13 protein-coding genes and 1 tRNA gene are annotated in these 12,956 nt (G+C 36.3%); 5 read left to right on the top strand and 9 right to left on the bottom strand.

From position 1 onward, the window contains the following. The 3 genes from CCAND38_RS04630 to CCAND38_RS04640 all read left to right on the top strand — a co-directional run. The coding region (locus tag CCAND38_RS04630; RefSeq protein ID WP_042344074.1) for an RpiB/LacA/LacB family sugar-phosphate isomerase at window positions 1-283 on the top strand (283 nt) is incomplete at its 5' end. Window positions 284-306: 23 nt separating this feature from the next. Further along, window positions 307-1,047, top strand: coding sequence for a tRNA threonylcarbamoyladenosine dehydratase (locus CCAND38_RS04635; protein WP_042344075.1), 741 nt, complete (start codon window positions 307-309; stop codon window positions 1,045-1,047). Window positions 1,048-1,109: 62 nt separating this feature from the next. Next, window positions 1,110-1,436: a nucleotide pyrophosphohydrolase gene (locus CCAND38_RS04640; protein WP_042344076.1), complete on the top strand. Its 327-nt coding sequence runs from the start codon at window positions 1,110-1,112 to the stop codon at window positions 1,434-1,436. A gap of 571 nt (window positions 1,437-2,007) precedes the next feature. On the opposite strand, the gene CCAND38_RS04645 is transcribed toward CCAND38_RS04640, so the two are convergent. The 6 genes from CCAND38_RS04645 to rseP all read right to left on the bottom strand — a co-directional run bounded on the left by CCAND38_RS04645 (window position 2,008) and on the right by rseP (window position 8,804). Further along, window positions 2,008-2,709: a DUF6261 family protein gene (locus tag CCAND38_RS04645; RefSeq protein WP_042344077.1), complete on the bottom strand. Its 702-nt coding sequence runs from the start codon at window positions 2,707-2,709 to the stop codon at window positions 2,008-2,010. 281 nt (window positions 2,710-2,990) lie between these two features. Next, window positions 2,991-3,596 (bottom strand): hypothetical protein, encoded by a 606-nt coding sequence (locus tag CCAND38_RS04650; protein ID WP_042344079.1) that lies wholly within the window; start codon window positions 3,594-3,596, stop codon window positions 2,991-2,993. A gap of 64 nt (window positions 3,597-3,660) precedes the next feature. After that, on the bottom strand, window positions 3,661-4,467 hold the full coding sequence (locus CCAND38_RS04655; protein WP_052458126.1) for a TIR domain-containing protein: 807 nt from the start codon (window positions 4,465-4,467) through the stop codon (window positions 3,661-3,663). Between the two features lie 69 nt (window positions 4,468-4,536). Next, the gene (dnaK, locus tag CCAND38_RS04660) at window positions 4,537-6,429 is read right to left on the bottom strand and encodes a molecular chaperone DnaK (RefSeq protein ID WP_042344080.1); all 1,893 of its coding nucleotides are present in this window, start codon (window positions 6,427-6,429) and stop codon (window positions 4,537-4,539) included. Window positions 6,430-6,712: 283 nt separating this feature from the next. Continuing rightward, on the bottom strand, window positions 6,713-7,111 hold the full coding sequence (locus tag CCAND38_RS04665; protein ID WP_042005802.1) for a hypothetical protein: 399 nt from the start codon (window positions 7,109-7,111) through the stop codon (window positions 6,713-6,715). A 367-nt stretch (window positions 7,112-7,478) separates the two neighbouring features. Continuing rightward, window positions 7,479-8,804, bottom strand: a complete 1,326-nt coding sequence (gene rseP, locus CCAND38_RS04670; RefSeq protein ID WP_042005805.1) for an RIP metalloprotease RseP — start codon at window positions 8,802-8,804, stop codon at window positions 7,479-7,481. A gap of 226 nt (window positions 8,805-9,030) precedes the next feature. Here rseP and CCAND38_RS04675 point away from each other — a divergent pair, with 226 nt between their 5' ends. Next, window positions 9,031-10,005, top strand: a complete 975-nt coding sequence (locus CCAND38_RS04675) for a deoxyhypusine synthase family protein (RefSeq protein ID WP_042344081.1) — start codon at window positions 9,031-9,033, stop codon at window positions 10,003-10,005. A gap of 234 nt (window positions 10,006-10,239) precedes the next feature. Here the strand turns inward: CCAND38_RS04675 and CCAND38_RS04680 are convergent, their stop codons facing one another. The 3 genes from CCAND38_RS04680 to CCAND38_RS04690 all read right to left on the bottom strand — a co-directional run bounded on the left by CCAND38_RS04680 (window position 10,240) and on the right by CCAND38_RS04690 (window position 12,464). Beyond that, window positions 10,240-11,559, bottom strand: coding sequence for a sugar MFS transporter (locus CCAND38_RS04680; protein WP_042344082.1), 1,320 nt, complete (start codon window positions 11,557-11,559; stop codon window positions 10,240-10,242). Between the two features lie 148 nt (window positions 11,560-11,707). After that, the gene (locus CCAND38_RS04685) at window positions 11,708-12,220 is read right to left on the bottom strand and encodes a gamma carbonic anhydrase family protein (protein WP_042344083.1); all 513 of its coding nucleotides are present in this window, start codon (window positions 12,218-12,220) and stop codon (window positions 11,708-11,710) included. 164 nt (window positions 12,221-12,384) lie between these two features. Beyond that, window positions 12,385-12,464, bottom strand: a tRNA-Leu gene (locus tag CCAND38_RS04690). A gap of 154 nt (window positions 12,465-12,618) precedes the next feature. Here CCAND38_RS04690 and prs point away from each other — a divergent pair. After that, the coding region (prs, locus tag CCAND38_RS04695) for a ribose-phosphate diphosphokinase (protein WP_042344084.1) at window positions 12,619-12,956 on the top strand (338 nt) is incomplete at its 3' end.

Raw genomic sequence — 12,956 nt, forward strand, 5'->3', positions numbered from 1 at the left:
TAAAGCCGTAACTTCCAAGCAAGTTGATTTAGGTATTGTCATCTGCGGAAGTGGCAACGGAATAGCCATCACGGCTAACAAACATCAGGGAATCCGATGTGCATTGTGTTGGACAAAGGAAATCGCAGCGTTGGCACGTCAGCACAATGATGCCAATGTGGTAAGTATTCCAGCCCGATTTACAGCCATTGAACAAGCTGTTGAAATTGTAAAAACTTTCATAGAAACTCAGTTTGAAGGAGGAAGACATACCAACCGAGTGAATAAAATTAGCTGTGCGTAACATACACCATACGTATATATTGTATGAAAAATTGGTTAGAACGCACAGAACTCTTGGTCAAATCCGAGGGAATTGAACGACTGAAAAAGGCAAACATTCTTGTTGTAGGTTTAGGAGGCGTAGGTTCATTTGCTGCTGAGTTTATCGCTCGAAGTGGTGTAGGTAAGATGACCATTATTGACGGAGATGTGTTTGATGTAACGAATATCAATCGACAGTTACCTGCCTTACAAAGTACCGTTGGTAAATCTAAGGCTGAGGTGTTGGCTTCTCGATTAAAAGATATCAACCCTGAGTTGGATCTCACTGTTTTAACAGAATTTTTGTCCCCAGAAAGAGCTTTTGAAGTTGTTACCCCCGATTTTGACTACGTTGTAGATTGTATCGATAGTATTACCCCAAAGCTAAACCTAATTCTTTCTGCTCGAGCTAAAAGAATTAAACTCATTAGCAGTATGGGAGCTGGAGGAGCTCTTGATCCTTCCCAAGTGAAAGTCGCAGATATTCGAAAAACACGTGACTGTCCCCTGGCACGAAACATTCGAAAACGACTCAAAAAAGAAGGTATCCACTCTGGTTTTAAAGCAGTTTATTCCTCCGAAGTAGCTTCCAAAGATACTATGCAACAAACAGATGGTACGAATTTCAAAAAATCGTTCTATGGAACCATTAGTTATATGCCTGCAGCATTTGGTTTACATGCCGCTGCTACCGTCATCAACTATTTACTTGAAGGAAAAAACGAACAGGAAGAGGTGTTGTAATAAAAAATGTAGTAAAATAGTTTAGAAATCTTCTGTTTTCTGAACGCTATTCCTTGACATAAATGAATATAAAAAACGCACAATTAGAAGTTGATAATTGGATAAAAGAACATGGAGTTCGTTATTTTAATGAACTGACCAACATGGCTCAACTTACCGAAGAAGTAGGCGAGGTAGCTCGTATCATTGCTCGTAGATATGGTGAGCAATCCGAAAAAGAAAGTGACAAACAGAAAGACTTAGGCGAAGAACTTGCTGACGTGGTTTTTGTGGTACTTTGTTTGGCAAACCAAACAGGCATAGACCTGCAGGAAGCCTTTGATCGAAAAATGGAGAAAAAAACCAAACGCGACCACGACAGGCATCACAGCAATGAGAAACTCAAGTGATTGATTCGCTTACAGTCTAAAGGAAGTAGTTTGGTAAACTTATGACTTTTTAATTTACAAAGATTGAGTCCTTTGCAAGACCCTCCATTTCCTTTTCCTAACTGGTTTTAAATAATTTTTGAAACGATTTTTTAGAAAATCACATATTTAAAAACAGAAAACAGATGGTTTTTTGATGTTTTTGTCAATTTTTCGAGTGTTTTCCTTAAAAAAATAGCCTTTTTTACCTTTTTTTTCATTAAAAGGCGTAAAAAAAAGGAGAGTTTGGTTAAAACTGCTTCAAAAAAATTGAGAAAAAACGATGAAAAAGAACACAAATTTCAATTTTCAGAAACACATTTTCTAAAAAAAATCATCTTAATACAAAAAAATAGAAAGTAAACGGTTCTTGTAAGGGTCTCTAAATGATTGAAACAATCCTTTAACGAATATATTTTCAAAAAGTCAAAATAAAACCTCGCTCCAAGAGTGAATTTGACGAGGTTTGTTTCACTATTTGTTTACCATTATTGTTAATCCGTAATTTATTTGGATATGATTTACCTAATTCAGTAGCGGAGGTGTATTTCTTTTATGCTTTCTTGCTTCTACCACTGATGGCAGCGTTGATGGTATTGATTATTTGTGCCACCGTGTCGGCGAAGTGCGTAAATGCTTGGGGATTGACGAAACTTGCCGAAGTTAGGTACGGAATCAGTCCGATGTTGATTTGCTTTAAAAGTTGCTTTTTAAGGTCGGCAGATTTAGGACGTTTGCTCTGTGTTGCGAGGTTTTTGTCGTGGACTAAACGCTTTTGGTCAAAATCAGCCTGAGCTGTTTTAAGGGCTTCGATGGTGGAAGCGATTCCTTCGAGTGCCGAAATATCGGTTTGTAGCGTAGGTTCGGCAAGGTCTTTCAGTAGTGATTCGATATGTGCCGACTCCACCGCATAGCTTTCGCGAGTAATTCTTACGCCATATTTGGAAAACACCGCGTAGAGCCTTTCGCCCGATTTGCGAAGGTTTTCCACCGGAATGTTAGCATAACTTTTCAGATATTTTTCGAGCTGACGCACCAATTCATCACGCACATCATCGGCTTTATCTACCTCCGAAAGGATTTTATCACTTTTGATGGCTTGTGAAAGGGCTTCGGCGAGGGGTTCAATCTGTGCGAATACGGGTTTTAGTATGGGGTCGTTAGCCAATGCCGTTTCGCTTTTGTAGAGCATCACCAATTGCTTGGCGGTATATGCCATTTCAGTGATGCGGACGTTCATTTTTAGTGTGTTCATAATGTAAAAATTTGAATGTTAAACATATTTACTCTCACAAAGTTAAGTATTATTTTATGATAATCAAACTTCAAGACCATTTTTAACAATTATCAGTTGATATATCTTCATTTCACAGCTGAAATAGACAATTATCAATTGATATATGTGTATTTCACTACTGAACCAAATAATTATCAATTGATATAAACTTGCCTCATTTGTGAAATGCATTGCTATCAGTTGATATTTTGATGTTTCACAGGTGAGGCAGTCAATAATTAATTTTATGAAAATAAAAATCAATTCAAATTTCTTAATCTCTTTTTTATTGAAATTGCTTGTAGTGCTGGGTGTATATTATGCAAAAAAAACATCGCCGATGTCAAAGTTATAAATTCAATTACAACAAATTTTACCCAAATTTCTTTTGTAAATAAAGCAAAGCTATCAAAGAAATAAATTAACATTCCTATGCATATAATAAATAAGGCAAAGATGATTCCCAAAGAAATATACGTCAAAATTACTAACCACTTAGGTATATTTACTGCAATTATGTTATTTTTAAAAATAAAATAATCTTTAGCTATTTTTATATTTTTCCAAGTAAAATTTCCTCCTAATTTATTTTTAAGGTCTATATACTTTTGAATACTTGTAATATTCGTGTTTATACCTGTCCTTAAATAGAAATATTGCTCTTTTAAATCAGGAATAATAAAACTATCTTTAAAATCATTTCCTAATTTATCTATGAAATAGTCTAACTCTTTTAATTGCATCAGCCTTTTTCTTTCCCTATTGAAAGTGTAATTAATAATCTTCGTAAATAATTTACCTGAGAAAAATGAAAAAAGTATAGAAATTAAAATAAGTATTTTTGTAATAAGTTCTATTGTATTCATTGTTTGTTCTATAGTTTTATATACTTATCCGTTATTATATCTAATTTTTATTAGTGATATAAGACTAATCAATCACTTTAATACAATCAGATTCTGACAACATCGCTGTTCTAGCGATTTTACCTTTTTCACTAAATATTACCATTAAAAACCCATCATCTACTCTTTTTACGGTACCCATACCATACTCTGGAGCATATACTTTATCTCCTGGTTTGAATGAGCTATCCATAGTATATTCAGTCTCCTTGAACTTTCTTCTTTGTATTACTTTCTCTCTTTCCTCTTCTAGTAATGTTATCCTCCTCTCTTGTCTCCTAAGTAATAATAAAATCTCTTCTAAAATGTCTCTTTCCGGACGTTTGGCTTTTGGGTCTTTTTTTATTGACATACCCTCACTTATTATATTCTTTATTTCTTTTTCTAATGAGGAGAAAAAAGCATTATATATCTCTATTAAATTTGTTTCATCAATAGATTCATCTAATGAATTATTTATAGATTTTATCAGCTTCAAAAAGTCATCTCTTGTAAATTCTGTTAACTGAAAAGTAGACAATGGTCCTGTTACTTCTGCTTTATTAATACCAAACAAAATAGGACAAACTTTGGCTTTTTCTAATCTATTGGATAGAGCACCAGCTTCAAACAGTATCCAAGGTTTGTTAGTGTTATCTTTTGTTAAGCAAATTAGTCCCATCGTACACTTTGCTAAGTGCTGATTTATTTCTGTTTCCCATTTCATTCCTTTTTCGATGTCATCAGGTGTATAATATGGTTTTGCAGATTGGATTACTTTTGGAATAAAATCCTTTATTAAACTTGCTATTTTTTGGCTTGTCTCACCAGACCAACTAATAAAAATTTTCATATCTCATATTTGTTTTGATTGCTAAGAAACCCCAACAGATTTGTTGGGGTTATGGTTGTCGGCGGTAACTTACCGCACTTCTTCAAAATCTACATCTTGCACGTTGTCGCCGTTTTGTTGTTGCTGACCGCCTGTGTTAGGTTGCGGTTCGCTTTGGGCTTGTTGTGCTTTGTAAAGGTCTTCGGAGGCTTGTTTCCACGCTTCGTTGATTCTGTCCAAAGCAGGTTGAATTTGTCCCAAATCTTGGCTTTGGTGTGCTTTTTTCAATTCTTCCAAAGCGGATTCGATACCTGATTTCTTATCTGCCGGAAGTTTGTCGCCAAACTCTTTGAGTTGTTTCTCGGTTTGGAATATCATTGAGTCTGCCTCGTTGATTTTGTCGGCTTTTTCTTTGGCTTTTTTGTCGGCTTCGGCGTTGGCTTCGGCTTCGCGTTTCATTTTCTCGATTTCCTCTTGTGAAAGTCCTGATGAGGCTTCAATTCGGATATCGTGCGATTTGCCGGTTCCCTTATCGGTTGCTGAAACTTTGATAATTCCGTTAGCATCGATGTCAAACGTTACTTCGATTTGAGGAACGCCACGCGGTGCTGGTGGAATGCCATCTAAGTGGAAGCGTCCTATTGTTTTGTTATCGTTTGCCATTGGTCGTTCTCCTTGCAATACGTGGATTTCTACACTTGGCTGATTGTCAGCAGCGGTTGAAAACACTTGTGATTTCTTGGTCGGAATGGTGGTATTGGCTTCGATAAGTTTGGTCATCACCCCACCCATTGTTTCGATACCGAGTGAAAGCGGAGTTACGTCCAAAAGCAATACATCTTTTACATCTCCTGTCAAAACTCCCCCTTGAATAGCCGCACCAACAGCTACCACTTCATCAGGGTTAACACTCTTGTTTGGTTTCTTTCCGAAGAATTTCTCTACCGCTTCTTGCACCGCAGGAATACGTGTAGAACCTCCTACTAAAATCACTTCGTCAATATCGCTTGTTGAAAGTCCTGCATTTTTAAGGGCAGTACGACAAGGCTCAATGGTTCTTTTTACCAAATCGTCAATCAATTGCTCGAATTTTGCACGAGTAAGGGTACGCACCAAGTGTTTCGGACCTGTTGCCGTAGCCGTAATGTATGGCAAGTTGATTTCGGTTTGTGTAGAAGAAGAAAGCTCGATTTTGGCTTTTTCCGCAGCTTCTTTAAGACGTTGCAACGCCATTGGGTCTTTACGCAAATCCATTTGCTCTTCTGCCTGAAACTCTTCGGCTAACCAATTGATGATTTTTTCATCTACATCATCACCTCCAAGGTGTGTATCTCCGTCAGTTGCAAGTACTTCGAATACACCATCACCTAACTCCAAGATAGATACGTCGTGCGTACCACCACCGAAGTCAAATACCACGATTTTTTGGTCGTTGTGTTTTTTGTCCAATCCGTAAGCCAAAGCAGCGGCGGTAGGCTCGTTGATGATACGACGAACTTTAAGTCCTGCAATCTCTCCTGCTTCTTTAGTTGCTTGACGCTGTGCATCGTTAAAATATGCAGGAACGGTGATAACGGCTTCGGTTACCGTTTGTCCTAAGAAATCTTCGGCTGTTTTTTTCATTTTTTGAAGAATCATTGCTGAAATTTCTTGCGGAGTGTACAATCTTCCGTCGATATCCACACGTGGCGTATCGTTATCGCCTTTTACTACTTTGTAAGGTACGCGAGCCACTTCTTTCTCTGATTCAGAGAATTTATTTCCCATAAAACGCTTAATCGAATAAACGGTTTTCTTAGGATTGGTTACTGCCTGACGCTTAGCAGCATCTCCTACTTTTATTTCGCCTCCTTCTACAAAAGCTACGACAGAAGGAGTGGTTCTTTTACCTTCGGCATTGGTAATTACCACAGGGTCATTACCTTCCATTACAGAAACACACGAGTTGGTTGTTCCTAAGTCTATTCCAATAATTTTGCTCATATTCTTAATTTATTTTTAATTCGACATTTATTTATCACCTTAGGCGGAACTGCTCCGCTTTGGGCTTCGAGCTTCTAATAGTCAATGATTATGCCAAAGGAAGAAATATGACAAAATGTCACTCAGAAGAGGTGTCCGGATTTTGAAGTTTAAAATTTACGCCGAATTATTGCTGTGAAAGAAGAAAAAAAGTTTTGTAGAGTTACACAGAAAGGAAAAGGATTAAGAATAAAAACTGTCCGAAAAGTTGAATTCTTCGGACAGTTCTCTCGTTAAATTTCAATTATTGAACAAATTGTTCAGCCCACTCACTCCATTTTTTGAGGTCTTCGGACGAAACTTTCTTTCCTTGTTCTTCAATTTTTTTTGCCCATTCCTCCGACTTTGCTTTTAATTGATCGATTTTTTCTTGACTTCCCGCTTTGGTAGCTTCTTCTAACTCAAGTAAATATGCTTTATAGTCTGCAGCCATTTTCTGTAAATCACTGTCTTGAAAAGAAGGCACTTCAAATTCAGAAATTGATTTTTTTACTTGATCAACGGCTTTTTCAGTCTCTGTCTGTAGCGTTTCAACAACATTTTCTACAGAGTTTTGAGTTTCTTTCTTAATTTGTTTTACGTTCTCACAGGAAACTATTCCTGATAGAGCAATAACGGATAAACTTACTAAAATTTTCTTCATAATTACAGATTTATTTAATTAAACAATTGTCGAAAGGTCGACGTACAAATTTATTCGCAAATATACATTAAAGTTCTGTAACAAAAAACATATCATTTTGCTATTTCGCAGATTGACCTCGTAAGACCAAAGATTCCTGCTCAAAACTGACGGAATTTTGTACTTAGAAACAAACTCTTTGTTTTTTGTAGGTATGAAAATAACAATAAGAAGAAGGCTCCTAAAAAATGGAATAATACGGTGTCATTATTTAAAAGATAGATGTATACTTTCTAATCTGAACGCAGTAAAATAAATCCTCGTTTTTTAGTTATTTTGTTAAAAACGAGGATTTGATGAATAAAACTAAGATTGATTATGCAAAAAACTATTTAAAAATAGCTTTGTAGATATCATTTCCATTAGCAAAAAGTAGTAAGCCTATCAAGATGAAAAAACCTACCATTTGTGCATATTCCAAGAATTTATCACTTGGTTTGCGTCCTGTAACCATCTCATAGAGCAAGAACATGACGTGTCCGCCGTCTAACGCAGGAATTGGCAAAATGTTCATAAAGGCTAACATAATGGAAAGCAATGCTGTAGTATGCCAGAAAGCATGCCAATTCCATTTTTCAGGAAACATCTTTCCGATAGCAGCAAATCCACCCACTTCAGTAGCTCCTTTTTTAGTAAATATGAACTTGAATTGAGAAATATAATCACGGAGAGTCCAATAGCCGTAAGAAATCCCTTCCGATAAAGCTGATGCAACTGTATATGTTTTGTGAGTATATTCTACATTAGCCAACTGGGTAGCAAAAAAACCTAATTTACCCTCGTCATTAGGCGTTACTTCTACAAATTCCTTTCTTCCGCTACGTTCCACACCCACAATTATCGTTGATTTTTTCGGAAAAACCTTAATAATGTCTTGCACATCGCTATAATAGGTTACAGAAATATCATTGATAGAGATAATTTTATCTCCTGCTTGAAGTCCTGCTTTTTCCGCTGGGAAACCTACTAAAACTGAATCGACAATAGGCTTCAATCGTGGACGAAATGCCATCATTTCTCCTGCATGAAACAATTGTTTACCAATAGAATCCGGTAAATGAACCATACGTTCATCACCATTTAATCCTTTAACTTTCAAATTGCTAACATCTCGCAATAAGACATATCGATTGATGTCCAATAAATTTCCTAAAGGATTTCCATTAACTTCTGTGACGATATCTCCATTTTGGAATCCGTAAGTTTTCATCACTTCACTCACAGCAAACCCTCCTGTAAGTCCGTCTTCCTTAACTTGTTTTTCACCCCAGGTAAACAGAATAGCTGCGTAAATGAAAAAAGCTAACAACAAATTCATGGTAACCCCACCAACCATCACAATCAGTCGTTGCCATGCAGGTTTAGAACGAAATTCCCAAGGTTGAGGCGGTTGAGCCATTTGCTCCTTGTCCATACTTTCGTCAATCATTCCTGCGATTTTGACATATCCTCCCAAAGGCAACCAACCAACACCATAAATGGTCTCGCCAATTTTCTTTTTGAAAAGAGAAAATTTGACATCAAAGAACAAATAGAATTTCTCTACACGCATTTTGAAAGCCTTGGCAGGAATAAAATGCCCTAACTCGTGTAAAACAACCAATATCGAAAGACTCAGAATCAACTGAGCAGCCCTTATCATAAAAATCTCCATAGTAAACTTTTTAAAATTTCGGGCAAAAATACAAATTAATTATGAATTCAATATAGAAAAGGAAAAACATATTAAATAACTGACAGTTAGTTGTATAAACTGTTTTTTTATAAAAACACATCATTGTATCCTAAGTTTTTGGAGTTCAATAAAATAACCTGTGTATATTTCTGTATATGAATTAAATGTTCTATCTTTGCGTTTTCTAACATAAAAAAGATTCGAAATGAATAAAGGACCTATTTCTCAATTTATAGAGAAAAATTTTTTGCATTTCAATGCTGCTGCATTGGTGGATGCTGCTAAAGGATACGAAACGCACCTTTTGGAAGGCGGGAAAATGTTGGTTTCACTTGCTGGAGCCATGAGTACTGCAGAGCTTGGAATTTCTCTCGCTGAAATGATTCGTCAGGGGAAAGTGGATATTATTTCTTGTACGGGAGCAAACCTTGAAGAAGATGTGATGAATTTAGTGGCACACTCACACTATAAACGCGTACCTAACTACCGTGACCTCACTCCACAAGATGAATGGGATTTACTTGAGAATCATTACAATCGTGTAACTGACACCTGTATCCCAGAAGAAGAAGCTTTCCGTCGTTTACAAAAACACTTGGAAGAAGTATGGCACAAGGCAGAAAAGAATGGAGAACGTTATTTTCCACACGAGTTTTTATATCAAGTCGTAAACTCAGGCGTATTGGAGCAATATTACGAAATTGATCCAAAGAACTCTTGGATTGTAGCTGCTGCTGAACGTAACTTACCTATTGTTTGCCCAGGTTGGGAGGATTCTACTACAGGAAATATTTTTGCTTCAAACGTTATCAAAGGAAATTTGAAGGCTTCCACAGTCAAGTCGGGTATTGAGTACATGGTGTATTTAACCGAATGGTATAGAGCTAATTCAGGAGGAAAAGGTGTCGGCTTCTTCCAAATCGGAGGAGGGATAGCTGGGGATTTTCCTATTTGCGTTGTTCCGATGATGTACCAAGATTTGGAGTGGACTGATGTACCTTTCTGGGCATATTTCTGTCAGATTTCAGATTCTACAACTAGTTATGGGTCATATTCAGGAGCAGTTCCCAACGAAAAGATTACATGGGGTAAATTAGATATTAACACTCCTAAGTTCATTGTAGAGTCGGACGCAACTATCGTAGCTCCACTTATTTTCGCCTATATATTAGGACAGTAATGAATCATTGTAAAGTTATGAAAACTTCAAAAGCCCTAAACTTTGTTTTACTAAAGTTTAGGGCTTTTTATTTCCATAAAAATCAGGTCAATTTCTTAGATATTTATTGTCAGTTTTATAAAGCTATCAAAATTTAGTAAAAATTACTCCTCTTTGATTAGCGACTTTTCTCTCGTGGAAAAGGTTTTCTTAATTATATTCTGACTTTATTCGTTTCAATTGATTTTTAAGTAATTACTCCACATGGTAACGTTTGTAATATCCGAAGAACAAAATGTATCCGTAGCAAACTACTAAGGTTAAAAAAGCCATTCTGAAACCTATGTTATCCGTGAAAAAGCCAATTACAGGAGGAATAATAGCCCCTCCAAAAATCATTGTACACAAAATACCTGAAGCCTGTGGACGTAAATCGGACAATCCTTCAGAAGCCAAAGTGAAAATGGTAGGAAACATAATTGAATTGAATAAACCAACCGCTAAAATACTCCACATAGAGAGCAATCCGTCGGTGTTTATTGAAATAAGAATCAGTAGAATAGCAATCAACGAGAATGCTATTAACACCTTTGATGGAGCTATTTTTTGGGTTAGATATGCCCCGATGAAACGTCCAATCATGGCTCCTCCCCAATAGAACATCACAAAAATCCCTACAATGGATTTTGGATCGCCATAAATTAGATCAGCTTTACCTAAAAGTCCTCCCATGCCACTCACCAGCGAGCGCATTGTGCTATTTTCGAGGATGTCACGAACGATATTTATATCTATAAAATAATTCACTAAATAACTTCCAATTGCTACTTCTGCACCTACGTAAAGAAAAATACCAATTGCTCCAAGCATCAACCCTCGCTTTTTAAATAACTCTCCATAACTGTGACGTTTTGCATCCAAACTAATTACCTCTGGCAGTTTTACAAAAGCAAAAACAGTTGCTAATATTATGATACACGAAGCTATCCAAATAAACGGTGTTTGCACGGAAGCTGCTTCTGTCAAATAATAGGCCTCTTTTTCAACACTGGAGAGTACGGCAATTTCTTCCTCCGTTTTCACACGATCACTTAGGATGAATACAGCTCCAATAATAGGAGCTATCGTTGTTCCCAATGAATTAAAGGCTTGAGACAAGTTCAATCGGCTCGAAGCTCCCGATTCATCTCCCAAAATGGAAACATATGGATTGGCGGCCACTTGTAAAAATGTTATACCACTTGCCAAAATAAAAACGGCTAACAGGAAAACACCTAAAATGCGCTCAGATGCTGCTGGATAAAACAAAAAACATCCAGTTGCCATGGTTAACAATCCTAAGATAATACCTCGTTTATATCCAATTTTCGACAGAATAATACCTGCTGGAATCGACAATAACAAATAGGCCGTGAAAAAAGCAAATTGAACCAAACCAGCTTGAAAATAATTCAAGGTAAAAACATCTCGCAATCGAGGAATCAGCGAGTCAATTAGTACGGTCAAAAACCCCCAAAGAAAAAATAGTGCAGTAACAAATATAAATGCTTTTTTATAGTTTTGTTTTGTGCTCATAGTGTTATGCTGTTAGAAACTAAACACAAAGCTACATAATTACTTATAACTTCGTTAATTTTTAACATTTTATTTTGTTGTATTTAAAACAAAATAAAATATATACTTGATTTACAATGATGTAAATAAAAGAAAGTAAGATTCAATGTTATACATCTTCAATCCAAGAAGCGTATTTAACATAGTTATCGGCGGTTCTTTGAATACCTTCTTTTTGTTCATTCGAAAGCGTTTTTATTTTCCGAGCAGGGACTCCTGCATAAATACTTCCTGATTCAACATGAGTATGCTCTGTAACTACTGCTCCTGCTGCTATGATACTATTGCTTTCAATAACACAACCATCCATAACAACACTTCCCATTCCAATAAGTACGTTATCGTGAATAGTACAGCCGTGAACGATGGCATTATGTCCAATTGAAACGTTGTTACCAATGGTTGTGGCATATTTTTGATAGGTTGCATGAATGACGGCTCCGTCCTGTACATTAACTTTATCTCCGAAACGAATGGTATTCACATCACCTCGAATTACAGCATTATACCAAACAGTACACTGATTACCTAAAACCACATCTCCTGTAATCGTAGCATTTTCAGCAACAAAACAATTCAAACCTAACACGGGTGCTACTCCTTTAATTTTCTTTAGTATCATTTTCTTATTTGTTTTTACGTCTACTTAACATCTTTTTCTAATTGATTTTATTTGTAATAGAATAATTAGAGTTAAAACATTAGATGTATTCAAATATTTTTTTAACTACAAAAACAAAAAAACCTTAAAATGTTGTTTATCAACAAATTAAGGTTTTAACACTGTACCTGAGGAGGGAATCGAACCCTCACTCCGAAGAACACGAGTTTGAGTCGTGCGCGTCTACCAATTCCGCCACTCAGGCTTATTTCCTCATCATTTCGGGTGCAAAGATACACAAGATTTTTAAATGTGCAAAAAAAATATAAAAAAAATATCAATGTTTATTTTTAAATTCATACCTTTGCACCCACGATAAAGAGACTACGATTAAAAGTACAACACATCTATTTACTATTATGGCATATATTGTACCAGAATCTAAGATTTTTGCATGTACACAAAGTGTTGAATTAGCAAAAAAAATTGCTGAAAAATACGGAACTCACTTAGGAGAAGTAAATATTTCTCGTTTTAGTGATGGAGAATTTCAACCTTCATTTGAAGAGTCTGTACGTGGAACCCGAGTGTTCATTATAGGTTCAACCAACCCAAGTTCTGAAAATTTGATGGAAATGTTGCTAATGTTGGATGCGGCCAAAAGAGCTTCGGCTCGTCACATCACTGCGGTGATGCCTTATTTCGGATGGGCTCGTCAGGACAGAAAAGACAAGCCGAGAGTGCCCATTGCAGCAAA

It is taken from the genome of Capnocytophaga canis (assembly GCF_000827555.1).
Taxonomy (GTDB): domain Bacteria; phylum Bacteroidota; class Bacteroidia; order Flavobacteriales; family Flavobacteriaceae; genus Capnocytophaga; species Capnocytophaga canis.